This window comes from Lysinibacter cavernae (assembly GCF_011758565.1).
In the GTDB taxonomy this organism is placed as follows: domain Bacteria; phylum Actinomycetota; class Actinomycetes; order Actinomycetales; family Microbacteriaceae; genus Lysinibacter; species Lysinibacter cavernae.
Genome location: NZ_JAAMOX010000001.1, coordinates 1,965,461 through 1,991,058 on the forward strand (window position 1 = coordinate 1,965,461; position 25,598 = coordinate 1,991,058).

Sequence of the window (25,598 nt, forward strand, 5' to 3'; positions counted from 1 at the left end):
TTAGACGATGATGGTTAGCGAAGTCGACCGTGACGGCCACTTCGTTGAACGGCACTCACGCTCGTCTCGCCGACAGAGATACTGTCGGTGTGAGTGTGAATACTCGAAAACGGCATATTCTGCCCGTACTGGGCCCCCGCGTGTGAGCTTGCTTTTGCCGGCTCAGGATAAATGTCTGCCTCGGACCTTGGGACGGTTACCGATTCAGGAGTCGGTACGCCTGAATTTGTTTGAACGAACGGAACCGAAACGGTTGCGGGGACCACCGGTTCTTGGGTGTTCTGGTCTGGCAACACAGCTGGCTGATAGACCGTCGCTGAAGGCGCATCCGGCACCTGAGGCTGTGGTGCGCTCACGGATGCCGGATGAAACAGGCTGTTGGTCATCGGCGCTGGCTGAACGTACTGGCCGCTGGGCGCATGCACATATGCAGCCGGCACCGTTGGTCGAGCGTTGACTGCATTCATGGCAATGCCCGATCGCTCGTCCGAAGACGAGCCAGCATACGGATCGACCACGGGTGCTGTTGAGTACGGCGTGGCGGCTGGTAAGTATGGACGGTATTCGAATGGTTGACCACTCTGCGAAAATGGCTGCGAGTGCGGCGCAAAGTGCTGCGATGCCGCGGCCTGGGCCGCAGCATTTGCAGCGAACTGAGCGGATTCGGCTTGGGCGACAGCGAATCGAGCGGCTTCCGCTTGGGCCTCAGCGGTTGCCTGAGCTTCGGCAGCAACCCGAGCAGCGTGTTCGGCCGCACGGTATTGAACGGCCTGACGCTCTGCTGCTGCCTGAGCCTCAGCAGCAAGCTGGGCTTGTTCAGCAGCTGCAATACGGGCGCGTTCTTGGGCCTCGGCTTCTGCACGAGCAAGCATTTCTTGTTGCTGACGACGTTGTTCTGCGGCAGCGTGCTCTCTCGCCTCCGCTTCCATGCGCGCGATCGCTTCTTGACGAAGATGTTCTTCCGCGGCGGCGCGGGCCTGTGCTACCGCACGCGCCTGAGCAATAGCCTCAGCGGCGGCTTTCGCTTGGGCCGCGGCTTCTGCCTCGATACGAGCTTGAGCTTCGGCGGCTGATTGCGCCTCGGCAATTGCCTTCACGTGAGCCTGAGCTTGCTGCAGCGCTTGGGCCGCGGCAAGTGCCTTCGCAGCAAACGTAGCTGGATCCGTCACTCTTGGTGCGGATTCATTCAGTTGCCCGTTGCTCGGGGCAAAACTGGCCTGCTGCTGAGGAACCGCCGCGATATCGGGTGAATACGAAGTCGATATTCCACCGTTGAATTGGTTCAGTTGCGGTGACCGAGGCGGGATGGCGTCGAACTGCCGATACGCGGCTCGATTGTCATGCTGCACCAAAACCTCTGGATCTGAGACCGCTTGAATCGACAGCGAGGAATCGTTTGACGACCGTTCGGGAGCTGTCTGCCCAATACCGGCATCATGGTAAGGCTCGGGAAAGGCAGCAGCAGATGCCATTGCAGTGGTTTGCGAGTAGTCCGGCACAGGCGTTGATTCAACCCATGAATTGGCCACTGTTATCGTCGGTTCTGGTGTGACGATAGACGGGCCAGCGCTCGGAAGACCTTGCATAGCGTCGTTGGCACGAACAGTGGCCCCCACCTGGCCTGGGTGAAGTACTTTTGGAGTTTCGCTTTCAGGCGAAGACGTCGCGAGCGCCTTCGCTTCTTTCGGTTTTGTCGCGAAGAACCCCTTAGCCGCAGTGGCCAGCCGCTGGAGCGGATTGATTTTCTCTGCCGGTACCACGGCGGGAGGTGTATTTACGGGGAACGCAGCTTGGTTACCGCTGGATACAGTTGACACGTCAGACTCGCTTCCTTCTGTTGTCACTTTTTTGTAGCCGCCGGGGAAAATAAAGAAGAGAAGAAGAACTGCTCCGAGGAGAACCGCGAGACTGATGCCGAACTGCGTTTGCACGAGTGAGGCTACGTGACCCAGAACGGCAACATGGAACATATATACCTGAGCCTGCGGTATACGGTAGGGATCTGGATCCGCGTTATCGTTTGCATCACCTTTGAGGTAGACATCATAGATACCTTTGGCATCGGTCGGCTTAATATCAACTACTCGGTGAGTAATAGTGCCCTCGCCAACGTTACGGTTGACCGTGATGATTTGGCCTTTTTTGATCTCAGATGCCGGCTGGTATTTTGAGAAAACCATAGAACCAGTAGGGATGGCTGGTTCCATTGAACCAGAAATCACGTTGAGCGGTTTGACACCAAACACCATTGCAAGCAGAAAAACAACGATACAAAAAGCACCGATAATTGCCGCAACACTCAGAGTTGCTGATCTAACCAAGTGGTAATATTTGCTATTCATTGCCCCCACCGTCAATCATGTTAAAGCCCGAGTTGGTGCGACTCACTTCTTGCTCGATCATGTGTTTTCTCCCTGAAAACGAAACTCAACATTCGTCTTAGCCACGATCCAACGATTGTCAACGTCGTCAGGAACACTAATAGTCACATCAAGCATTTTGTAATCCCCCGGACTAATCTGCGTATCCCAAACCATCGTCGTCAAATCAGACGCCGGCACGTTGTTATACAAGACAGTTCCCGAATCTTTCACCGTGAACTCAAGCTGATCAAACAACTCAAGAAAGCTTCCCGAAGATGCGTCCTTCGTCTCACCCAACGGATCAGGGTCAAGGATCTCCATAACCAATGAAGAACCAACCCTAGGGCTGTTATTCTTCACCGCAATACGAAAGTCAATCTTCATACCAGGCCCTACCGCCCGACTCTTACCTTCTTTTGCAAAATCAATCTGATAACCATCTTCAAGGGACTGATACTCAAGACCCAGGTCTGATCTCCCTTGAGCCCAATCGGCCTCAACCGGCTCCCATCCGTTCAATAATGAACCGGCCACTTGCAAGTCATAACGATTATTTGCACCATCAAACTCCACAACACTGTCACCGTAGTCAGTGAAAGCTGCAGCCGTCGTCAACAGCACACAGCCCAGCAGAACGCCGCTGGCAAGGAGAAATCTCCTATTACCGGTTTTGTCCTTCGTTGCAGACATATGGTCAATCCTTATTGCTGAGTGAATGAAGATGCCTGTGACAGAAACGTCACATGCAGCTACCGAGACGAGGGGAAAAGCAACCAACTACCGGAGCGGCAGCCTTTCCCCCCAATCGATTAAGCGTTACGGCGCAACCGAAACACCCTTGAACTGTGCCTGTGGGTGGGCAATGACATCCTTGAGGATCTCGTTGGCGGCATCACTACCGTGGTCAACCATCTTGATCGTGACAACAAGCTTGCCCTGCTCCTCGAGGTCGAGGAGACCAAGGTTCATCTGCGTAAGCTCCGACATCTTCTTGTTCGTTGCCAACGTCGTTGGGCTTCCGACAGCGGGGTGCTGAACGATGGTGTAAAGAAGAGCCGCGTCAGCGCTGGCGCTCGTTGGCTTCGTGCCAACAGGGTGCTCCGAAGCATCCCAGTGATCCACCAGGTCGAGAGTTACGGCAGCTTTGAAGCTACTACTCCAGTTACGGTAAGGAATGTTTGTAGTAACGGTGCCGCCAGGAACGAGCGTGTCTGCACCAGGAATTGGCACATCCTCACCGGCAACGCTGTCAGCTTCCTGCCAAACATAGTTAGCAGGAGCCGGCGCAGTCACAGGCAAACCAGTGACCGCATCAAACGTCGCGACCTGAATGTTAAATGACTTGTCAGGACCACCGGCACTGTCATTACCAATACCGTTTTCGCCAAGATTCAAGTTCGCGAAGTCGTTAAACGCAGCAGACGTCGCAAGTGCTGCAATACCCAGAAGAGCACCAGCAGCGATAATAACGCGCTTACGACCCTTGGTCTTAGTTTGAATTTCAGTCATGACGACCAAATCCCTTTCGTATGTAGCTGTGTGAGTGTGCCTCCTGCGCCAGAGCGCAACAGACACAACTGTCGGGAAAAGTTCCCCCCAACAGAACGCACCCCTAGAATCGGTGCACATTGCATTTGTGCCCCGAAAGCTTCAAGCATTACATGAAAGTAAAAAGATTTTTTCCTTGCTTCCATGAGCGACTTCATCCCACTGAAGCGTGCCGCAGCGTGCGTGTTCATTTCCCCAAACAAACACTTAGTGCTTTCTCAATCTGCACAGTACACCAAGCTCCATTCAAATTGTGCAATTCAAAGAGAAAATGACACAAAACATCGGATGCAGTGACGCTTGTCAACCCACGGAGTTAGACACACAGAAATACACAACACCCCAAATGTAGCCTTTGTGGATAATTTGCACACAATTTCCCTTTGGACTTGACAAATTCCTGCGACCGGGGTGAGACTCTTCGTATATGTTAGAGTCCAAAGCGTTAAATGCGCAGTCAAGGGGCTCAGGGGATTCCGTATACGCAAGAGTTGAACTGCTCTTTTTGTCTGAATCTCCCGAGTTGCGCAACTACCTCAAGAAACTCGGTGCTTCGTGGGACGAGGCCGAGGACATTGTCGCGCAAACTTTCGAGATCTATCTCACTCAATCGCTGGCGGGTAAAGAACCGCATACGAATCCCAAAAGCTATCTCTTCACTATCGCAAAACGGCAGCTCTTCAAGATTTGGAACGACAAATCCCCAACCGTATCCGTTGAACAGGATTACGTTGAGGTATCCACTCCGTTCATTGATACGGCCACGGAAAAGCTCGAAAAGACGCTCGTCGGGGCTGCCTTTACGATGCTCCAGCCAATAGATCAGAAAATCGTCTGGATGCTGCTGGTCCAACAGCGCTCGGCACAAGAAACGGCCGACGCGCTCGGCTACCAGGTCAACAACACGCGCACGAGGTTTCACCGGGCGAAGCAGACCTTCCGCGAAAATTACCTGAAATTGTATTCAGAGTCGACCTCAGATCCCGCATGCAAAGACACTTCCGAGCTGCTATCCCGATACGTTCTCGGGTCGGCGCCTGAGTCGCACCGCCGCAAGCTCCACGCTCACCTTGAACAGTGTGAGCGTTGCACCCGAGTTCTCTCCGAACTCACAGATGAAGCGGCCAGCATCCAGCGCATCCCAATCATCATCTGGGCTCCGGTCGGCGCAAGCGGACTCCTCGCTACTTCCATGATCTCCGGGGGAACATCAGCCAAAGCCGCAGCGATGTCGCTGCTTGCACAGAAGCTGCTCATTGGCGGTGTCGGCGCGGCCCTCGTCACAGCGGGCATTGTCATGATTGCCACTTCGCAAGGCGAGCAGTCAACGGCGCTCGAGCAGCCTGCCCCAACGGCTTCGGCGTCAGCCCAAGCCACAGCGGAGCCAACAATCAATCCGGCTCCAGTTCCTGCCACAGAAGAAACCCGGCCGCAGCAGCGCGCGGCGCCATACTCGGTGCCCGAAGTTCCGGACAAACTGCTCGCAGTGACTCCAGAACTCACTCAGCTAGACACTCCGCTCCCCGGCAAAACCGAGGCTTGGAGCATGAGCGCCCAAAACGTGACATCCACTTACGAACTTCCAATATTCCTCGAGATACGCGGCGTCGAGCAAAGCGACAGCGACGAGACTCTGTACCTCACGCTCAAGTCCGACAGCGGAGAAATTGTCTCAAACCTGCCGATCGCTGAGGCCTTGGGGCACTCCGTCAAGGTTTCCACAATCAACCCGAATGAATCAGTGAGCGTTTCCGGAGAGCTGTCTCGTCCGCTATCCGACAGCGACCAATCACTCTCGGCGAACATGGACTTCCGATTCAGCTCAGAGGCGACGTTGCCGGATATCGATGACGAAACAAATCCTCCCCCGCAGAAGCATCAGCCACCGAGCGATCGTCCTGGCACAAATCCGCCCGGTGCAGACCGTGATGGAGGCCAAGGACTTACTCTCACGGGGCAATCCGTCACCAGCTTTGTCACAATCGGCCTTGGCCTTCTGTTGCTCGGCTACGCGCTCATTCGACGTCGACGCGACACCGGCGAAACGAAACCACTCTAACTGCAAAGTTGAGCGCTTCGGGCAACCCTCGCAAAAACGCGGCGGTTATTTGCCTTTGAGGAGACCGCGCAGCTTGCTCAGTGTGCGGCGGGCGAACGGGAGTGCCTTCGAGTAGAAGCCATACCAACCGTTGAGAGGCTTATCCCACGTACCAGCCAACATGTTCTCGTGGTCGGCAAAACCGAATTTGAACTGCGAGACACCGTCGTTGAGCAGGCCGTTGAAGTCGTAGCGAGTAATTCCCTGCTGCTTCATCGCCGTAATCGCGGTCCACTTCAGGTTGTAGTTTGCTTTTAAGCGCTGACCGTCGTCGTTCATGCCGCCGTACAACTCAAACGCGGTCGAATCACTCGCCGCGAGCCACAGGAAGGCAACAACAGATTCGCCCTGGAACGCTGCAAACACGGGAGAAGCATCCCCAAGATTATCGAAAACGTCGAAGTAGTACTCGTCAACGTGGATGCCGAAATGTGCACGCTCCGCGGTCTGGCGATAGACTGCAAGACATTTGCCAAGCTCGTCGCGCGTCACCCTGCGAAATTCAAGCGCCTCTTTTGCCGACTTCCGAATGTACTGTCGAGTCTTCTTCGACATAGCCGCTTGTAATTCGTCCTCGGATTTGTTGAGATCGAGGATCAGCGTGCGCGGGATGAGAATGGTGTTATCGGTAAATCGCCAGCCGTCGGCCACGAGGCGGGTCGCTGGCTCGGAATCTGCATCCCAATCGGGTTCGATACTGAGCACAACAGCGCCTCGAGAGCGAACGAACGACTCAACCTGTGCCAAGACATCGGACGAACGGCCCGGAATTGTTTGCGGACCACGGGCGATGTAAGCCAACGAACGGAGTGGCCAAGGAAGCGAGCGGAAGAGCACCTGGGCCGAACCAATGAGTTCGTCACCATCGTGCACGAGAAGACGTTCGACCGTCCAGTTATGCTCCGCTTTGGTCTGTCCCCAGCCCCAAAGCTGCAGCGGGTTGCCGTCGTGGAGGTTCACCGCTTCGTCCCACAGGACGCGGTCGGTGCACTGGTCAACGCGAAGAGTCATTACTTCAGCCTATCTGGAGAGGTTGGGAAGGTGCCTCTGGCCAGCCGAGAGCCGGCAAGCTCTTCAAGGCCAACAGGCATCTGGATACTGCGAGAGATGAGGGAATGCGGACGGATCACTCGGTTTCGGAGTCGTCAAGCTTCTCGATCGGCGCGATCTTGATAAGTAGCTTTTTGTTGCCAACCTGATCGAAGGTGACATGAGCAATTCGCTTTGTGCCAACGCCGGTAACGTCGTCGACGCGGCCCTCACCAAAGTCGGTGTGCCGGATACGGTCGCCCCGCTGCAGTTCAAGATCGCCATTATCACGGACCTGCCCCGTAATCGTGTTGGGGAACAAGGATGCCGTTGAGGATTCACCGGGAAGCTCACCGCGGGCTGCGGCAGCGCGAGCCTTTTTCGCTTCACGCCACTTATCAAGGCTGCTGCGCATGTTTCCGGATGCCGGCTCTGAGACAGCGGCAGACGAGCCTCCGCCAGCGCCAAAACCAACGGAGGACGTGGGCTCGGTGCTGCGACGCGCGTAACTGTTTGAACCGCCAAAGCCCGAACCCTGGCCACCACGCTGCGCGTTAAGCGCGCGCGGTTGGGTGCCTCCGCGACTGGTCACCATGCCGGGCGACTGGCGCCAGGCGATGAGGTCCGCAGGAATCTCTTGCAGGAACCGGCTTGGCATGGCAACCGACACTTCGCCGTACTGAGAGCGAGTCATCGCAAGTGAGAGGTACAGCTTTTCGCGGGCACGGGTGATGCCAACGTAGAACAGTCGTCGTTCTTCGGATGGGCCGCCGGCCTCGTCGGCCGACATCTGGTGCGGAAGCAGGCCCTCTTCAACGCCGGTGATAAATACAGCCCGGTATTCGAGCCCCTTTGCCGTGTGCAGCGTCATGAGCGACACCGTCCCGCTCGTCGAATCGAGGTCGTCGGCAGCTGCTACCAGAGAGACCTCGGTGAGGAAGTCAACGAGCGTGCCGGTTGGGTTATTGCGGCTAAATTCTTTGGTGACCGCCAGCAATTCGTCAATGTTCTCGGCACGGGCCTCGTCTTGCGGATCTTTGCTGTTGCGCAGTAGCTCGAGGTAGCCGGTCTGCTTCATGAGGTAATCGAGGATGTCGCTGACCGGCGTGACCTTGACGTTTGCGTCTTGCGCAGGTGGGGCCGCCGCCGGGTCTGGGTTGAGGTCGTCACGGTCGTCATCAACAACCTCGCCCGAAAGCGCCATGCTTGTGGCGTGGTCCAAGATTCCTGAGAGGTTGAGGATGGCCGTGCGGACCTTTGGCCCAAAGCCGAGCTCGCCCGCGCGGCGCATGGCATCGCGGAACGAAACCTGCTGGTCTTCGGCAAAACCGGAGAGCTGAGCCTCGGTCATCGGCCCGATGCCCCGCTTTGGGGCGTTGAGGATGCGACGCAGCGCGTACTCGTCGTACGGGTTAGCCACCGTGATGAGGTAGGCGATCGCATCCTTAATTTCGGCGCGTTCGTAGAACTTCGTTCCGCCGAGCACACGATAGGGGATGCCCTCGCGGATGAAAATCTCTTCGAGCGCGCGCGTCTGCGCGTTGGTGCGGTAGAACACCGCCATGTCACGATAGCCGAAGCCCTTATTGTGCAGCTCGTTGATTTCGTCGGCGATGAATCTCGCCTCGTCATGCCCAGAGTAACCAGTGAACCCAGTGATTTTTTCGCCCTCGCCGATGGCGGTCCAGAGCTTTTTCTCTTTGCGATCGAAGTTATTTGAGATGACCGCGTTGGCAGCACTCAGGATGTTTTGCGTTGACCGATAGTTCTGCTCAAGCAGGACAACCTCGGCGCCTGGGTAGTCCTTTTCAAACTCAACGATGTTGCGGATATCCGCACCGCGGAACGCATAAATAGACTGGTCGGAGTCGCCAACGACGGTGAGACTCGCGCCGGGAATCGAGCCGTCTGCAGCTATGTCTCTCGGGGCATATTCAAATGCCGCAGCGGCGACTACCTCAGGCGAAACAGGCCGTGTGAGTTCACGAATAAGCGCGTATTGAGCGTGGTTGGTGTCTTGGTATTCGTCAACAAGAATATGACGAAATCGGCGCTGATACAGTGCCGCAATTTCGGGGAATGACCTGAATAGGTACACAACCTGGCCAATGAGATCGTCGAAGTCAAAAGCGTGCGCGCGGTTAAGCTCTTGGGTGTATTTACGGAACACCTCAAGGAACGCCTGGTCTCGGGGATCTGAGAGGTTGGCAGTGCGAGCGAAGGCGTCAACATCGGTGAGCTCATTCTTGAGCCCCGAGATTCTGCTTGCAACACCGGCGGGGGTAAGACCCAAGTGGTCAAGGTCAAGGCCTTTGATGATGCGCTTAATGAGCGCACGCGAGTCGGCGGAATCGTAGATGGTGAAACTCTTGAGGTATCCAAATCGTTCGGCCTCGCGACGAAGAATGCGAACGCACGCAGAGTGGAAGGTTGAGATCCACATTCCCTCTGAAGCCTGCCCAAGAAGCTGTTCAACACGCTCGCGCATTTCGGCAGCGGCCTTATTGGTGAAGGTGATGGCAAGGATTTGGCTCGGCCAGGCTTCACGCGACTGAATGAGGCTCGCGATGCGATGCGTCAGCACCCGAGTTTTGCCAGAACCGGCGCCGGCCACAATGAGCAGGGCAGGGCCACGGTACTCAACAGCACGCTTTTGCCCAGGGTTGAGACCTGCTGTGAAGTCGTCTGAGGCGGATTCTTCGAACAAGGGAGGCAGAGTCATTGTGCCTCCAGTCTACGGTGAGGGGCTGACACTCGCTCGGGAGTTCGAGCCCAGCACTCGAACAGCCAGATCGGGATGGTCGCAGAACACCCCGTCGACGCCCGAACGCATGAGTAGCTCAAACTCTTGTTCCCAATCGCCGTAATCGTTTTTTCCAGCGGCTGACCTGAACCCGCGATGCAAAAATGCGTTCTCTGGTCGCAACGTCCAGGTATACAGTTCAAGGCCGTGGTCGTGCACGCGGTCGATAACGTGACGATCTAACATAACAGGTCCTCGGTCACCGATCAGCAAACGCTTTGGTACGCTCACCCCCTGAACCGGCACATGCGTTGCAGTCCCACGGGCAAGGCCAGCGAGGCCGTCCTCGGTCAACGAGGAGGCGTACGGCAACGCATTCTGACCGAGGAAGGCGACTTCGTCGGCTGGAGCGCCGGAATCCTCAACAAGATAGACAAGCTTGCCGCCAATGCCTCGCCGCCGAATTTGAGTCAGCACACGCCGCTCGAAGGATTCTACGACCAACAGATCTGCTTGCTTTCTGGGGTCTGCCCATCCACAGCGGGCAAGCTCATCGGCAAACAACGCATCAAGTGAAAGCCCCTCTGCCTCAAAATATGAGGCGTGCTTTATCTCGGCGACCAGGATGATGGGCTTACCTCGTGAGGCGGCCGCATCCAGGAGACCGAGGAGATCGGTGAATCGAAGGATTGGGAACTGATCGTTATAAGCCGCGCTCTGCGGTCGACGATCCCCCAGGCGTTCGCGAGCCCGCAACGTAGAAAGTTCGGCCCAGGTAAAGTCCTCGGTAAACCAGCCATCAAACTCAACACCGTCAATCGTTTTTGTCGTGCGGCGCGACTCAAACTCTGGATGCTCGGACACATTGGTGGTCGTCGAGATCTCGTTCTCATGCCGGATAACGAGCACCCCATCACGAGTCGCCACGAGGTCAGGCTCGAGCGCATCCGCACCCTGTTCGATGGCCAGCTCATAAGCCTCTCTGGTGTGCTCCGGCCGATAGCCGCTGGCCCCTCGATGCCCGATGATCAGTGGACGCGTTGCTGGGAGATGGGGCGCAGGCAGAGGCATACTCGAAGACTCAATCACGGGGCCACACTAACACTGCAGGGTGAACGCGGGGTTTACAGCCGAGCGAAGACCCGCAATGCCATACACACAGCGGATTCCCGACGAGTTCGACTACGATAGACGCAATACGTTTCCCGTCCCCAATTGAAAGAGAACGAGAACACCACATGGCGCTCGACAACCCGGCCCTCTCGCGCAATCCCGCGCTCAACGGAACCGCAAACCGTACCCTGAGTGCGGATGAGCTGAACCGCATCTACTCGCAGCCCTCGGCAACCCCCAACCGTCCGGGCATTGACCAGCCACAGCAAACCTCGCCACAGGCGCCGCAAATTGCGGGCAGCGACGACCCAATGACCTACGAAGACACCCTCGCAAAGACCGCGGGGCTCTTCATCATTCTCGTGGCAACTGCCGTCGTTGGATGGACCTTCCCCGACGTCGCGTTCCCAGCAGCAATCGTGGGCCTCGGGCTCGGGCTGTGGGCATCGTTCAAGCGCAAGCCTTCGGTTCCGCTCTACATCGCGTACGCGGCAGTGCAGGGCCTCTTTATTGGAGGCATCTCCTACGTTTTCGAAAGCATGTGGGACGGCATCGTTACGCAGGCCGTTCTTGCAACGCTCTCGGTCTTCGCCGTTGTTCTGCTGCTCTTCCGCAGCGGCAAGGTACGCACCTCGCCAAAGATGACCAAGATCTTCATCATCGCGGCAAGCGGTTACCTCGTTTTCTCACTGCTCAACTTTGCGCTGAGCATGTTCCAGGTTCCCGGCTTTGACACCATGTTTGGTGCTCGCGACATCACCATTGCCGGAATCCCGCTCGGCGTTGTCATCGGAATCCTCGCGATTCTCATGGCAAGCTACTCGCTCGTCATGGACTTCGAGTTTGTGAAGAACGGCGTTGAGGCCCGCGCGCCACGCGTATACGGATGGACCGCGGCCTTCGGCCTGATGGTCACCATCATCTGGCTCTACGTTGAGTTCCTGCGCCTCATTGCGATCATGCGAGGCAACAACTAAGACTCCGCTGTAGCATGTGGTTATCACTAGCCACATGCTACAAAGGAGCCTCTCGTGGATGCCACAGATCACCACGCGCGCAAACAACTTGCCGACCCGGCCACACCGGCCGAGGCCCTAGCGGATATCGCTTACGACCATCCACACCTACGGCCTCAAATCGAGGCCCACCCAAACGTTTACCCTGGCCTGCTCGATTGGCTTACCGAGTACGGGCTCCCGCTCACCCCTGTTCCAACAGAGGTCGCAGTAGTGCCTCCGGCGCAGCGCCATGCCGAGGCCGAAGCACATCATGCCGCCCATGCAGCAGCGCACCTGGCCCGCGTTGAAGAACGTGCACGAGCGCATCACGCCCGCGAAGAAGAGCGGGCACGTCCCAAGAACTTGGCCGCAAATACTGACCACTCCGCTCAGCCTGTATCACCCGTTCTCCCTGCTGCCATTCAGCCGCACGCTCCGGCCGCCGCCGCAGAGCACCAGCTTCCATCCGCTGGCCCCGCAGCTGCGCCGCCGGCGACCACCAGATTCGAAGCTGTTCCACCGGCTGGGAACGGGCCGTCTGCGGGTACATATCCGGTTGTAGGCCCTGAGACCACACGATTCCCCTCAGTACCCCACGATGGGCCTCGCAGGGCTGGAGTGCCGGACACCGGGAACTCGCAGCTACCGAGCTTCGAGAAACTGCTCAACCAGCCGCATACGGTACCGTTTACCGGTCAGCAACAGGTTCAGACCAGCAAAGGGCGACCCCAGGTACGTCCGGATGCGCCCATGAACGTGTACGCCGTTCTGGCCATTATCTTCTGCCTCGGATGGCTTGGAATCGTCTTTGGCCTCATTGCAAAGAGCAAAATTCGGGCAACCGGAGAACGTGGCTGGGCGCTAGCGCACTGGGGCATCATCATTGGAACGACCTTCACGGTTTTGGCGGTCCTCGGTGTCGCCGCAGTGTTTGTGTTGGGACTGCTTGGCTATACCATTTTGAGGTAGCCGTTTGACACGGCGATCACAACAAAAAGGCCCCTACTCGCAGCGCGAGCAGGGGCCTTTTCGTTCAGGGAGTTACTCCCATTCGATCGTTCCCGGCGGCTTCGAGGTGACGTCGAGCACAACTCGGTTCACCCCTGGCACCTGGTTCGTGATGCGGTTTGAGATACGTGCGAGCACGTCGTAGGGAAGGCGGGTCCAGTCGGCCGTCATCGCGTCTTCCGACGAAACGGGACGAAGCACGATTGGGTGTCCGTAGGTGCGGCCATCGCCCTGCACACCAACAGAGCGGACGTCGGCGAGAAGCACAACAGGGCACTGCCAGATCTCGTTGTCGAGTCCAGCTGCCGTGAGTTCTTCACGAGCGATCGCGTCAGCAGCGCGGAGCAGCTCAAGGCGCTCGGCGGTGACCTCACCAACGATGCGAATACCAAGGCCCGGTCCGGGGAACGGCTGCCGACCAACAATAACTTCTGGCAGACCAAGCTCGCGGCCAATCGCGCGGACCTCGTCCTTGAACAGTGTGCGGAGCGGCTCAACGAGTTCGAAGTTGAGGTCTTCCGGCAGCCCGCCAACATTGTGGTGGCTCTTGATGTTGGCCGTGCCGCTTCCGCCGCCCGACTCAACAACGTCGGGATACAGGGTGCCCTGCACAAGGAACTTGATGGGGTCGCCATCCTCGGCCTTAGCTTCGGCGATGAGATCGGCCTGGGCCTTCTCAAACGTGCGGATGAACTCGCGGCCAATGATCTTGCGCTTTGTCTCTGGGTCGGTAACCCCAGCGAGGGCGGTGAGGAACTGCTCACGAGCATCCACTGTCACGAGACGAACGCCGGTTGCGGTGACGTAGTCTTCCTCAACCTGGCGGCGCTCGTCCTGGCGAAGCAATCCGTGGTCAACAAAGACACACACGAGCTGGTCGCCGACAGCTTTGTGCACAAGCGCTGCGGCAACTGCCGAGTCAACGCCACCAGAGAGGCCACAGATGACCTTGCCTGAACCAACCTGCGCCTGAATGGAAGCAACCTGGTCGGCGATGACGTTGTCGGGATTCCAGTCGTTTGGGATCCCAGCCGCGCGGTGCAGGAAGTTCTCAAGCAGCTTCTGACCGTAGTCAGAGTGCTTGACCTCAGGGTGCCACTGCACGCCGTAGAGCCGCTTTTCATCGTGAGCAAAGGCAGCCACAGGCGTGGATGCCGTGCTTGCGAGCACGGTGAAACCTGCTGGCGCTTCTGAAACCGAATCGCCGTGGCTCATCCAGACGTTCTGCGCGGTTGGCAGCTCGTCAACGAGAACGTTGGCGTGGCTAATCGTTGCGTCGGTAGCGCCATACTCGCGCTCACCGGTGTGGGAAACGGTGCCCCCGAGCGTGCGGGCCATGATCTGGAAACCGTAGCAAATTCCGAGAACAGGAACGCCGAGGTTAAAGACCTCTGGGTCAAGAGAAGGGGCGCCCTCAGCATAAACGCTTGACGGGCCTCCGCTCAGCACAAGGCCGAGCGGATTCTTGGCCGCAACCTCAGCTGCGGTGATGGTGTGAGGCACGATCTCTGAGTAGACGTTTGCCTCGCGCACGCGTCGCGCAATGAGCTGAGCGTACTGCGCGCCAAAGTCAACGACGAGAACCGGGCGTGGCCCGGCGGCGGGTTGAGTGTTAATGGGTTTCCTCCACGGAAGTAGTCGGAGCGGTATCGGGGGTGGTCTGTTTTTCTGCTGCTGCAGCGTTGTCAGGCGTAGTCGCGAGTGCGCCCTCCTTCTCGTCGAGGAAGGCGGTGACCTCACGGGCCACACGAACCTCCATCACGAACGAGAGGAACGGCACAACGCCGCCGGCAGCGATCAGCAAGAACTTGGTAAATGGCCAGCGCATGAGGCTCCACAACCGGAAGTCACCAAACAGGTAGAGCACGTAGAACCAGCCGTGGGCGATGAGAATGCCGGTTGACACGTTGACACCGCTTGTCATGCTGTTCTCAAGCGAGCCATCAGCGGTCATCTCAAGGTGTTCAAGCGTGAGAATGCCGTTTGGTCCAAACGCAAAAATCTCGTAGTGCATCACGTATTTGAGCAACATCTCGGCGCACAGCAGGAGGAGCATAACTCCGGTGATCACCGAGGTGACCTTGTAGAAGGTCAGAGCCTTGCGAATACGCGGGTAATCGCTCGGGCGGGGTTCTAAAGCCATGGCGACTAGTCTACCGGCTCAGTCTGCGAGCGAGATGCGTCGGCAGCTGCCTGCTCAAGCTCATCAATTTCTCGCTCCCAGGCGTCTCGCCCGAGGCGATACCAGAAGTAGAAGGCGAAGCCGGCAAACACAACCCACTCGATTGCGTAAAAGGCGTTGAGCCAGTTGACGGATTGTGCTGGCAGGGGCGGAACCGAGTCGATGGCATCCGTACCCTCAAGCGGCTCATGAGCCACAAGGAAGCCGTTAAACACATTGCCGTCGACCTCATGCCAGAGGTTTGCTTGCTGGGCTGGTGACAGGGAGCGGACAACAAGCGGGTTGTCCGTTGTATCTGGAACGGCAGGACCCTCAGGCGGTTGGTATCGACCCTCAATCTTGGTTGGCACAGACGCAGCAGTCGTGGCGGCGGCAGCATCAATAACCGCAGCCTTTGCCTCGTCTTCCGTCGCGGTCCAGCCAAGAGCCACCGCGAGGTTTGCGGGCTCGGCAGCCGAAGTGATGAGGTGACCTACTACCCAGTACCCGTTCTCCTCGCCGTTGACCCGGTTACCAACAACGCCAAAGTCTTCGGGGGCAAACGTGCCCTCGACGGTCACGACGCGACCCCCGGCATCCTCGCCAACCGGACTACCCGGCTGAGAAACGGATTCGAGGGGAACGATTGCCTCAGAATCCTGCTGTTCAATGGACTGATTCATGAGGGCAGATTCGAGCTGCCAGTTCGCGAGCCACGCAAATCCGCCAGCGACGGCGACAGCAAGCAGCAACGCGCCGATCCACCTCGGACGGACAAGAACCTGCCCAATCGTGGGTGCGCCCGGCAGGTTGGAAGCGGTGCGTTTGCGGGTGGTCTGCGTATCGTCAGACGACGGCGTACTAATAATCTGGCTCTCGCTCTCGAGTCGGGTGAGGGTCATCGTTCTCTTGCTGAGCCTCTGGGGGATTCGTGCTGGTCTGTGGATGCGCGTCATGGGTGAGCGGCAATCCGGGGTCGGTTGGCCGCATGGGCTCAAATGGAAGCTCATCAGTCGAGTCGAAGCCTCGCTCGCGAGGAATATGAGTCTCGTCTTCGGCAGACGCGTGTGTCATCCGTTCCATTGCCTCACGGATTGCCGCAGAGTCTGAGGCGCCGGTTGCGGCATCCACAAGATCAATTTCAGCCGCGATCATACGAGCGCGTGCACGCTTCTTACTCTTCCGACGTCGTTCGCCGGGGAACAGGAATCCAAAGATTGGCGCAGAGTAGACCACAATAATCGGACCGAGTACTGCCATGATCAGCACATACAAACCGGCGAACGGCTGGATGCGAGAGTCAAGGCCAGCGCTCAGCGACAGGGTGGCCAAGATGAGCGCAAACTCGCCGCGGTTCTGCAAGATCACCGTTGTGTAGAAGCCCTCGCGCCGACCAAACCCGTTGAGCCAAGCAACAAATTGTCCGGCTCCAAAGTTGAGGATGAGCGTCATGAGCACCGCTATACCAACAGGCAAAAGAACCGACCCAAACTGAGTCGGGTTGAGTGTCAAACCGAAGTTTACAAAGAAGAAGGCACCAAACACATCGCGAAGCGGGGTCGCAATCTGCTCGACCTTCGCGTGATACTTTGTGGCGCCGACGACAAGTCCGATGAGGAAAGCACCGATAGCGTCGGTCACGCCAAGCACCTCGCCGATGCCGCCGAAGGCAAATGCTAACCCGATAAACAGGACGGTGAACAGCTCATCGTCCTTGGTTTTGAAGATTTTGGAGACAAATTTGCCGCCGAATCTGGCGATCGTAAACATGACCACAAGGAACGTAAACGCGATGCCAAGCTTGCCGATCACGCTCCATACCTCGGACTCGCCGCTTAACACGACGCCAACAATCGCAAGGTAAATCGCGAGGAAAATGTCTTCAACGACCGTGACCCCAAGGATCATCGGGGTTTCGCGGTTCGCCAAGCGGTTCGTCTCGATGAGCATCTTCGTCACAATGGCGCTCGACGAGGTTGCCGTCATTCCAGCAATGATGAGGGCCTCACGGGTACCCCAACCAACCATGAAGCCAAAAACAAGCCCAACCCCCATGTTGATGAGGATGTAGCTTCCGCCGGAGATCAGCAGCTTGCCAGCATTGCCGAAGAACTCGTCTTGATCAAACTCAAGCCCAAGGCTGAACAGCAGCAGGACAAGCCCCATGACCGCAAGGAGGCTGATATTCTCTGAGGCAAAATCGAGCGGGAACCACGGGAAGAACGGGCTCGACAGCAGTCCAACCAGCATATAAATCGGAATTGATGGCAGGCCGATTCGCTTGCCAAGTCGACCAAGCACGTAGGCAAGCACAAAGATCAGGCCCACGTTGATGAGGTCAGGGCCGACGTGCATCTCAGCCTGGCGGAACACCAACGGCCCCCGTCTTCGGCTTCGCGATCAGCTCTCCCGTACGGAAGAAGTTAAACGCCTTGGCAACCTTTTCGGGACTGCCCGCCACAACGAGGGTATCCCCGGGAAACACACGGAAATCTTGGGAAGGAGCAGGGTTCGCGGATTCGCCGCGCACAACCGCAACAACCGTCAACCCAACAATGCCCCTGTCGGCAGGAGAGCCAAGCGGCTGCCCTGCAATGTGGTCCTCATAGTCGACAGTGAACCAGTCGATGCTGAGACCAGGGATCTGATCGAGAGCCGAAAGCGACTCGGTAATCTGGGTGCCGCCAAGGAGCTCGGCAAGCGTGTGTGCCTCATCCTCGCTCAGGCGAAGCGAGACTTTGCTTGATTCGGCATCGTCTTCTTCGTCGGCGAACGTAATGAGGTCGCTGTGGCCAGAGCGGTGAGCGATAACGCCTACTTTTCCGCCGTCATCAGTCACAAACGTGTGCAAGACGCCTACGCCCGGAAGCTTGACCCGCCGTACGTCAACCATGGTTTAACTCCCTGCTCGGTTTCTTGGGGGCAATACCCACAATCTTACCGCGCTCCCTTGAGAGGCAAGCCCGGCACATCGACGCCTCACGCTTTGTGCTGAGCGGACCGGTTTCCCGAGCCGCCCGGCAACGCGACCTACTGAGCCGAGTGCGGGCGAACGACCATGTCGACCCGCTGGAATTCTTTCAGATCGCTGTAGCCGGTGGTGGCCATTGAACGACGGAGCGCGCCGTGCAGGTTCGCCGTGCCGTCCGCAACGTTTGCGGGGCCGTACAGGAGCTCTGAGAAAGGAGCAACCGTTCCGACGTGCATGCGTCCGCCGCGAGGAAGGTCGTCGTGGTAGGCCTCCTGCCCCCAGTGCCAGCCGCCACCAGGTGCGTCGGTTGCGCGGGCAAGGACGGTGCCGAGCATCACGGCATCGGCACCGCAGGCGATGGCCTTCACGATGTCGCCCGAGCTGCCAAGGCCGCCATCAGCGATGACGTGCACGTAGCGTCCGCCAGACTCATCCATGTAGTCGCGGCGGGCACCAGCAACATCCGCAACAGCCGTAGCCATTGGGGCGTGGATGCCAAGCGTCGCACGCGTTGTCGAGCTTGCTCCCCCGCCAAAGCCAACAAGCACGCCGGCAGCACCAGTGCGCATGAGGTGGAGGGCAGAGGTGTAGGTTGCCGCGCCACCAACGATGACGGGGACATCCAGCTCATAAATGAACTTCTTGAGGTTAAGCGGCGCCTTGGACTCGTCGGAGACGTGCTCGGCCGAAACCGTGTTGCCGCGGATCACAAACAGGTCAACTCCGGCGGCAACAACCGTCTCGTACAGTTCTTGGGTGCGGTGCGGCGAGAGGGCACCAGCAACAGGAACCCCAGCTTCGCGAATCTCGGCAAGGCGGGCGGTGACCAGCTCTGGTTTGATTGGCTCCGAGTAAATCTCGCGCATGCGCTTGGTTGCGGAGTGCGGCGCAATGCCACGAATCTCTTCGAGGAGCGGCTCTGGATCTTCGTAGCGAGTCCACAGGCCCTCAAGATTGAGCACACCAAGGCCGCCAAGATTACCGATGGCGATGGCCGTCTGCGGAGAGACAACCGAGTCCATCGGCGCCGCGATGAACGGGGTGTCAAAACGGAACGCGTCAATGCTCCAGGCGGTAGAAACCACCTCGGGGTCGCGCGTGCGGCGATTAGGAACAATCGCGATGTCGTCAAAGCCGTAGACCTGGCGGGCGCGCTTGGCGCGGCCGATCTCTATCTCGTTACTCACGCTTCTACCCTACCCTGTGCTCCCGATGTCACTCTCGCGGGGTGCATTTTTGCTCGTGGGGCGCGTTATTTCGCACCCCACGAGCGAGAATGCGCCCCACGAGCAAGTTGTCCACAGAGCGGGGTCGGGTTTAGTTATTCATGTTGCTGCGTGACGGCCGGCCCGCCGTGCTGAATTCGCGCAGTGTTGTCGCATGGAACACGAAATTATGGCGCGAGGGCTCCTCACCAGCGAACGAAAAAACGCAGCCGACGTTCGGGTACACGTGGGAAGTTATCTTGCAGAAACCGAATGGGCCGGGCTACATCTGCACGAGCAGCACCTCCTTCGCGTCATCAGCCACCACATACGATTTCCCGACACCGTGTTTAGCCACAGGTCTGCAGCAGCTGCGCTTGGCATCCCCCTCGTCGGGCCATGGCCAACCCGCATTCATCGGTACACCCGTGCGTCAGAAAAAGATCAAAGCACGCGCAATATCTCAACCCATCGATGCGGTGCGCATCCTGTCGAAACCACTACTGCGTACAACATGATCGTCACTTCTACGCTTCGAACGGTTGTGGATTTGGCGAGAACAGAGACGTTTATCAATGCAGTGTGCGCCGTAGATTGGTTGCTCGCTCGCAACACAGAAGGGGCAAAAGAAGATATGAAACAGCTACTCAGCGAACTGCGGCCAAGGTATGGAAGGCATCAGGCGTACAAAGCAATTGGCTTGGGGACCGAGCTGAGCGAGTCTGTCGGAGAATCCGCAAGCAGGGCAATCATGGAAATTGCTGGATTCAAGGCCCCTGTGCTCCAGCAGCGGTTCCATGATACTGATGGGCTTATCGGGCTTGCAGACTTCTGGTGGCCAGACGAGGGAGTTATTGGCGAGTTCGATGGACATGTCAAATATGTCGACCCCGAGTACACGCATGGCCGCTCAGCGACGTCTGTCGTCGTAGACGAGCGACGTCGAGAAAACCGCTTATCGGCACTGCCACACGTTCGCAACGTAGTTCGCTGGGACTGGTCGTGCGTTACTTCGCCAGCAACGCTCATTGCGCGCCTGCAGCGAGCCGGAGTGCCCCGTTAACGCACTCGTGGGGCGCATTCGTGCTCGTGGGGCGCGTTATTTCGCACCCCACGAGCACGAATGCGCCCCACGAGCTTGGGAATTAGTTGCGGTAGTTTGGTGCCTCAACCACGATCTGTACGTCGTGCGGGTGCGACTCTTTGAGCCCAGCCGAGGTGATGCGCACAAACTTGCCACGCGTCTTGAGGTCTTCGATGGTGCGAGCACCAACGTAGAACATCGACTGACGGAGACCACCCATGAGCTGGTACGCAACCGCAGAGACCGGTCCGCGATACGGAACCTGGCCCTCGATGCCCTCAGGGATGAGCTTCTCGTCGCTTGGCACGTCGGCTTGGAAGTAGCGGTCCTTCGAGTACGAGGTGCGCTCGCCACGGGTCTGGAGCGCGCCAAGCGAGCCCATTCCGCGGTAGCTCTTGTACTGCTTGCCACCAACAAAGACGAGATCTCCCGGGCTCTCATCGGTGCCGGCGAGCAGCGAACCGATCATGACGGCATCCGCACCGGCAACAAGTGCCTTCGCGATGTCGCCAGAGTGCTGAAGACCGCCGTCGGCGATAACCGGAACACCCGCCGGGCGAGCCGCGAGGGATGCCTGGTACACGGCGGTGACCTGCGGCACGCCAACACCTGCAATGACGCGGGTGGTGCAGATGGAGCCTGGGCCGACGCCAACCTTAACGCCATCGGCGCCAGAATCGATGATGGCCTGAGCGCCGTCGCGGGTTGCAACGTTTCCGCCGATGACGTCGACGTTAGCGAATGCCGGGTCCGCCTTGATGCGCGAGATGATGTCGAGCACGCCGCGGCTGTCGCCGTTAGCAGTGTCCACAACCAGCAGGTCTACGCCAGCATCGAGCAGCGTCGTCGCGCGCTGCCAAGCATCACCGAAGAATCCGATCGCGGCGCCAACACGAAGCCGACCGGAGTCATCCTTCGTAGCGTCTGGGTACTTCTCGGTTTTGTCGAAGTCTTTGACGGTGATGAGGCCGCCAAGCTTGCCGTCGGCGTCAACGAGTGGAAGCTTCTCAATCTTGTGCGTGCCAAGGATCTGGATTGCTTCTTCAGCGCTAATGCCAACGCGGCCAGTGATGAGCGGGGCGGACGTCATAACATCGCGAACACGCGCCGTCTTCTTCTCTGCCGGGTCAACAAAACGCATGTCTCGGTTGGTGATGATGCCAACCAGCACACCCTTGTTATCCACGACGGGCAAACCGCTCACGCGGTACTCGCCACAGATAGCGTCAACCTCGGCAACCGTGGCGTCTGGCGTCGTGGTCACCGGGTTGGTGATCATGCCTGACTCGCTGCGCTTGACGCGGTCGACCTGCTCGGCCTGATCCTGAATCGAGAGGTTGCGGTGCAGGATGCCGATGCCGCCCTGGCGCGCCATAGCGACGGCCATTCGCGACTCGGTCACGGTATCCATCGCAGCCGACAGCAACGGAGTTGCGACGGTTATGCGCTTGCTGATGCGAGACGAGGTGTTCGCCTCGCTCGGGATGACATCGGTGTGTGCGGGAAGCAGCAGCACGTCGTCGTAGGTAAGTCCAGTGAATCCAAACGGATCGTGCTGATCCATCACACCTCTTTCGGTCGAATGTAAAAATCTCGCCGTCGCGGTAGCCGATGGCTCGCGTCGTGTATCAATCGTAAACGACTTCGGGGCCCGAAATGTTCCCCAATGGTGTTACTCGGTGAGTTTGCAGGTGCAAGACGACGCTTTTGCTCGTCGCCGGTCAGTTTTTCGCTGCTGCGACGTTCAGTTGCCCGTCATCGCTCACGGACCAGCCGCTTCGCAGCGCTTGATAGCGAACGGTCTTCTTGTCGGCAAGAGCTGTGGCGCACTCGCCGTAGCTTGAGCACACAACGTCGCCGTCAATAACGGATGCGAAGGTCGATCGAAGGGATGCCGCCCCGTCGTCGTTCGCGGCAAGCGCGGCGAGAGCCACGATGATGGTCGCATCGTAGGCCTCGGCGGCACCGGTGGCATCCGCTGCTGACGGGTCGATTGTACGGAGACGCTGGACGAAGGCTTCTTCGGGAGCTTCAGATGACTCAGGAAGTTGCACAACCGCCGCTTCACCGGCCTGCTTGGCAACGATCTGCGGGGTCGAAATCACCACGTCGGCCGGGAGAGAAGAAAAATAGGCCAGTTCGTCAACCACGGTGGCAGTCGGCAGGGCGCCCCTGTGCTCAAGGCGAACACTGTCAACGGGCTGAGCCGCTCCCGATAAGCGAATGTCGGCGAGTGCAAGTTCTGATCCGGCAGCTGTCGCCGCGGCGGTTGCAGGGTCGGCAAGGTGCCCGATCACAAGAACGCGGTCGCCGGACGGAGATGGAGCGGATGTCTGTTCGGCAGCGGGCACCGGCATGTCGGCGCATCCGGCCAACAGCGAAACGCCAAGGACTGCGGTAACGACAAATCCGGCACGCTTGGCAGCTGTCACGGTGTTCTCCTGTAGGTAAGCGGAGCGGCCGATGCTGCCCTAGCTTGGCGCAACGGTGATGTTTGCGGCCCGCTGTTGCCGACCGGTCAAAACCATATCAATAATAATGACGATTACGGCCAACCAGACAAGGCCAAACCCGATCCAACGCGAAAGCGGCATGTCCTCATGAAGCACGTATACCCCAATAATGAACTGAAGAATCGGCCCGAGGAACTGGGTAAGCCCCATCTGGGTGAGCGAGATGCGGCGGGCACCGGCGGCAAAGAAGAGGAGCGGAACAGCGGTGACCGCGCCGGCACCAATCAGCAGCCAGGTGTGTGTTGCCGACAAGTTAAGGATGGACAGGCCAACAGTGTTGCTCACGATGATGAGCTGAATAATGGCGATGGGGGTCAGCAGCGTGGTCTCAACGGTGAGCCCTGCAACAGCGCCAACTTTGATGCCGGCTTTCTTTTTGACAAGTCCGTACAGCGCGAAAGACACCGCGAGGGCAATCGAAATCCAGGGCAGTTTTCCGTAGGTGACCGTGAGCACGATGACCGCTATAAACGAAATACCAATCGCAATCCACTGCAGCCGCGTGAGGGTCTCTTTCAGCAGCACAACGGCAAGGAGCACCGTGACGATTGGGTTAATGAAATAGCCAAAGCTCGCCTCAACAACGTGCCCGCTCAGGGCAGCGTAGACGTATACCTGCCAGTTGATATAGACAAGGATGCCGGCAATTGCCATGAGACCGAGCGTGCGCGGTGACCGGAACACCATAAAGACCTGGGTCCAGGTTCGGGTAATAGTCAGCAGGATTGCGCAGAATCCAAGCGAGAAAATGACCCGCCATGGCACAATCTCAAACGGATCAGCAGCGCTGATAGCAAGAAAGTAGAGAGGCAAAACGCCCCACAGGAGATATGCACTAACGGCATAGATCAGACCGGATCGCTGAGTCACTTCTTCTTTTCTTCGTTTGGCACATGGGCCGTTTTGCCGGAGGGTGCAACGGGTTAAAACAGGTGAGGCTCGGATGTCACCATCCGAGCCTCATCACTAGAACTAATCTTAGCGAACGACAACCGCGAGAACGTCGCGGGCCGAGAGAACGAGGAAGTCCTCGCCTGAGTACTTCACCTCGGTTCCGCCGTACTTGGAGTAGATAACCTTGTCGCCTACGGCGATGTCAAGCGGAACGCGGTTTCCGTTGTCGTCGATGCGGCCGGGGCCTACAGCAACTACTTCACCCTCTTGGGGCTTTTCTTTGGCGGTATCAGGAATGACCAGACCAGAAGCAGTCGTCTGCTCTGCCTCGACCTGCTTGATAACGATGCGATCCTCGAGCGGCTTAATGGAGACCGACACAGTTGACCTCTTTCTTAGAACTAAAGACAGGAGTTAGCACCCTCTCTATGAGAGTGCTAATTCGAGTGTAGGACTTGATTGGCACTCACGCAAGACGAGTGCCAACTCGATGCGTCACAGCGGGACATAATGCATGCGCGGTACGCTGGCTCGGTGCACCAAACAGACATTGAGTTTTTGCTGAGCCGCGAGGGGCAGACGCTCCTTGATCGACTCGAAGGATTGGCCGATGACTCATCCTCTGTTCAGCTGATCAGTCGCCTCCGAGGTGAGGGATACTCGCCAGAACAGGTTTCTGCAGCGCTCAGCCAGGCCAAACTTCGATCAAAAGCCGGAACAAAATTCCGCAGCTTAGATGCCACCGCAACACCTATCGAGCCCTTCGAGATTCCCCTGCTCACGGCGGCCGGGCTCGAACAGGCGACCCGCTGGCCAGTCGCTGCGCGGCACGCGGCGAGATACGTGGATGCTGGCATCCAATCAGTCATCGACCTTGGCTGCGGTATCGGCGCCAACTCTCTCGCGTTTGCACGCGCAGGACGTACCGTAACCGCGGTCGAGCTCGACCACATTACCGCGCGCGTTGCCGCCTACAACCTGGCCTCCTATCCGAGCGCTCGCGTTATCACCGGCAACGCCGAACAAGCCGACCTGAGCGGCGTGGAGGGCGCGTTTCTCGACCCTGCCCGCCGCACATCCGGGCAGTCAAACACCAAACGGATCACCGACCCCAACGATTACTCCCCCAACCTCAACTTTGCATTTGACCTCGCCGAGAAGCTACCAACGGGCATCAAGCTCGGACCGGGACTCGATCGCGACCTCATACCGGATAACGTCGAAGCTCAGTGGGTTTCTGTTGGGGGTCACGTGGTTGAGATGGGACTCTGGTCTGGAGCTCTGGCTCGGCCAAACATCGGGCGATCCGCGTTGGTCGCTCGCCCAAACCGACGAGCCGACGACGGCTTTGACTGGCACGAACTCAACGCAAAAACCGATTCGGCAGATGTCGATGTTCGCGAACTCGGCGAATACCTCTACGAACCCGATGGGGCGGTGATTCGTGCTCGCCTGATCGGCGACCTGGCCCGCAGCCTTGGCAGAGAGGCCGGCGCCGGCATGATCGACGAGCACATCGCCTACCTCACGACCGATGCATCGGTCGATACGCCGTTTGCGGCAGGGTTCCGAGTGCGAGAGGTCTTGCCGTTCCGCGAGAAGGAACTCAAGTCTGCTCTCAGGGCCAGGGACATTGGCACCCTTGAAATCAAGAAACGCGGCATTGATGTTGATCCAGCGCAACTTCGAAAGAAGCTCTCGCTCAAGGGGAAAAGCTCAGCAACGCTCATCATCGTTCGCACTGATGCCGGGCGGATGGCTCTGCTCGCCGACCGTTTGTAGAACGACAGCAGCAGGAAACGACAACTGTCTCTCGTTCTCGCTCGCAAGCGTGAGCATCCAATCATCACCCGTGGCTGCGCAGGCCGAA

21 protein-coding genes are annotated in these 25,598 nt (G+C 58.2%); 5 read left to right on the forward strand and 16 right to left on the reverse strand.

The window, feature by feature from the left end; genetic code table 11:
- Window positions 1-14 precede the first annotated feature (14 nt).
- The 3 genes from FHX76_RS08575 to FHX76_RS08585 all read right to left on the reverse strand — a co-directional run bounded on the left by FHX76_RS08575 (window position 15) and on the right by FHX76_RS08585 (window position 3,872).
- On the reverse strand, window positions 15-2,342 hold the full coding sequence (locus FHX76_RS08575; protein ID WP_167149815.1) for a signal peptidase I: 2,328 nt from the start codon (window positions 2,340-2,342) through the stop codon (window positions 15-17).
- A 57-nt stretch (window positions 2,343-2,399) separates the two neighbouring features.
- Window positions 2,400-3,053: a hypothetical protein gene (locus FHX76_RS08580; RefSeq protein WP_167149809.1), complete on the reverse strand. Its 654-nt coding sequence runs from the start codon at window positions 3,051-3,053 to the stop codon at window positions 2,400-2,402.
- A 126-nt stretch (window positions 3,054-3,179) separates the two neighbouring features.
- A complete protein-coding gene (locus tag FHX76_RS08585; protein WP_167149811.1) occupies window positions 3,180-3,872 on the reverse strand; it encodes a hypothetical protein in 693 nt (230 codons plus the stop codon).
- Between the two features lie 544 nt (window positions 3,873-4,416).
- Between FHX76_RS08585 and FHX76_RS08590 the strand changes: the two genes are divergently transcribed.
- Complete coding sequence (locus FHX76_RS08590; protein WP_167149817.1) at window positions 4,417-5,970, forward strand: zf-HC2 domain-containing protein; 1,554 nt, start codon at window positions 4,417-4,419, stop codon at window positions 5,968-5,970.
- A gap of 45 nt (window positions 5,971-6,015) precedes the next feature.
- Here the strand turns inward: FHX76_RS08590 and FHX76_RS08595 are convergent, their stop codons facing one another.
- The 3 genes from FHX76_RS08595 to FHX76_RS08605 all read right to left on the reverse strand — a co-directional run bounded on the left by FHX76_RS08595 (window position 6,016) and on the right by FHX76_RS08605 (window position 10,852).
- Window positions 6,016-7,020, reverse strand: a complete 1,005-nt coding sequence (locus FHX76_RS08595; RefSeq protein WP_167149819.1) for a lipid II:glycine glycyltransferase FemX — start codon at window positions 7,018-7,020, stop codon at window positions 6,016-6,018.
- Between the two features lie 115 nt (window positions 7,021-7,135).
- The gene (locus FHX76_RS08600; RefSeq protein ID WP_167149821.1) at window positions 7,136-9,760 is read right to left on the reverse strand and encodes an ATP-dependent helicase; all 2,625 of its coding nucleotides are present in this window, start codon (window positions 9,758-9,760) and stop codon (window positions 7,136-7,138) included.
- Between the two features lie 12 nt (window positions 9,761-9,772).
- Entirely contained in the window at window positions 9,773-10,852 is a 1,080-nt protein-coding gene (locus tag FHX76_RS08605; RefSeq protein ID WP_167149823.1) for a glycerophosphodiester phosphodiesterase family protein, read from the reverse strand.
- 167 nt (window positions 10,853-11,019) lie between these two features.
- Between FHX76_RS08605 and FHX76_RS08610 the strand changes: the two genes are divergently transcribed.
- Window positions 11,020-11,871: a Bax inhibitor-1/YccA family protein gene (locus tag FHX76_RS08610; protein ID WP_167149825.1), complete on the forward strand. Its 852-nt coding sequence runs from the start codon at window positions 11,020-11,022 to the stop codon at window positions 11,869-11,871.
- 54 nt (window positions 11,872-11,925) lie between these two features.
- Complete coding sequence (locus tag FHX76_RS16725) at window positions 11,926-12,861, forward strand: variant leucine-rich repeat-containing protein (protein ID WP_208402475.1); 936 nt, start codon at window positions 11,926-11,928, stop codon at window positions 12,859-12,861.
- A 72-nt stretch (window positions 12,862-12,933) separates the two neighbouring features.
- Here the strand turns inward: FHX76_RS16725 and guaA are convergent, their stop codons facing one another.
- The 6 genes from guaA to FHX76_RS08645 all read right to left on the reverse strand — a co-directional run bounded on the left by guaA (window position 12,934) and on the right by FHX76_RS08645 (window position 19,219).
- On the reverse strand, window positions 12,934-14,517 hold the full coding sequence (gene guaA, locus FHX76_RS08620) for a glutamine-hydrolyzing GMP synthase (protein ID WP_167150461.1): 1,584 nt from the start codon (window positions 14,515-14,517) through the stop codon (window positions 12,934-12,936).
- The gene (locus FHX76_RS08625) at window positions 14,513-15,043 is read right to left on the reverse strand and encodes a DUF3817 domain-containing protein (RefSeq protein WP_167149827.1); all 531 of its coding nucleotides are present in this window, start codon (window positions 15,041-15,043) and stop codon (window positions 14,513-14,515) included. Before FHX76_RS08625 ends, guaA begins: the two co-directional genes overlap by 5 nt.
- Before the next feature lie 5 nt (window positions 15,044-15,048).
- A complete protein-coding gene (locus FHX76_RS08630) occupies window positions 15,049-15,963 on the reverse strand; it encodes an SURF1 family protein (RefSeq protein ID WP_167149829.1) in 915 nt (304 codons plus the stop codon).
- Window positions 15,923-17,416, reverse strand: coding sequence for a cation:proton antiporter (locus FHX76_RS08635; protein WP_167149831.1), 1,494 nt, complete (start codon window positions 17,414-17,416; stop codon window positions 15,923-15,925). The genes FHX76_RS08630 and FHX76_RS08635 overlap by 41 nt, the downstream gene beginning before the upstream one ends.
- A gap of 1 nt (window position 17,417) precedes the next feature.
- Window positions 17,418-17,954: a cation:proton antiporter regulatory subunit gene (locus FHX76_RS08640; protein WP_167149833.1), complete on the reverse strand. Its 537-nt coding sequence runs from the start codon at window positions 17,952-17,954 to the stop codon at window positions 17,418-17,420.
- A 137-nt stretch (window positions 17,955-18,091) separates the two neighbouring features.
- Window positions 18,092-19,219 carry a GuaB3 family IMP dehydrogenase-related protein gene (locus FHX76_RS08645; protein ID WP_167149835.1) on the reverse strand — a complete coding sequence of 376 codons (1,128 nt, stop codon included), beginning with the start codon at window positions 19,217-19,219 and terminating at the stop codon, window positions 18,092-18,094.
- Between the two features lie 193 nt (window positions 19,220-19,412).
- On the opposite strand from FHX76_RS08645, the gene FHX76_RS08650 reads away from it, so the two are divergent.
- Window positions 19,413-20,300 (forward strand): hypothetical protein, encoded by an 888-nt coding sequence (locus tag FHX76_RS08650; protein ID WP_167149837.1) that lies wholly within the window; start codon window positions 19,413-19,415, stop codon window positions 20,298-20,300.
- 82 nt (window positions 20,301-20,382) lie between these two features.
- On the opposite strand, the gene guaB is transcribed toward FHX76_RS08650, so the two are convergent.
- From guaB to groES, 4 genes are all read right to left on the reverse strand, one after another.
- On the reverse strand, window positions 20,383-21,885 hold the full coding sequence (guaB, locus tag FHX76_RS08655; protein WP_167149839.1) for an IMP dehydrogenase: 1,503 nt from the start codon (window positions 21,883-21,885) through the stop codon (window positions 20,383-20,385).
- A 157-nt stretch (window positions 21,886-22,042) separates the two neighbouring features.
- A complete protein-coding gene (locus tag FHX76_RS08660) occupies window positions 22,043-22,753 on the reverse strand; it encodes a hypothetical protein (RefSeq protein WP_167149841.1) in 711 nt (236 codons plus the stop codon).
- Between the two features lie 39 nt (window positions 22,754-22,792).
- Window positions 22,793-23,704, reverse strand: coding sequence for an EamA family transporter RarD (gene rarD / locus FHX76_RS08665; protein ID WP_167149843.1), 912 nt, complete (start codon window positions 23,702-23,704; stop codon window positions 22,793-22,795).
- Window positions 23,705-23,812: 108 nt separating this feature from the next.
- Window positions 23,813-24,109, reverse strand: a complete 297-nt coding sequence (gene groES / locus FHX76_RS08670) for a co-chaperone GroES (RefSeq protein WP_167149845.1) — start codon at window positions 24,107-24,109, stop codon at window positions 23,813-23,815.
- Between the two features lie 153 nt (window positions 24,110-24,262).
- Here groES and FHX76_RS08675 point away from each other — a divergent pair, with 153 nt between their 5' ends.
- Window positions 24,263-25,510, forward strand: a complete 1,248-nt coding sequence (locus tag FHX76_RS08675) for a THUMP-like domain-containing protein (protein ID WP_167149847.1) — start codon at window positions 24,263-24,265, stop codon at window positions 25,508-25,510.
- Window positions 25,511-25,598 lie beyond the last annotated feature (88 nt).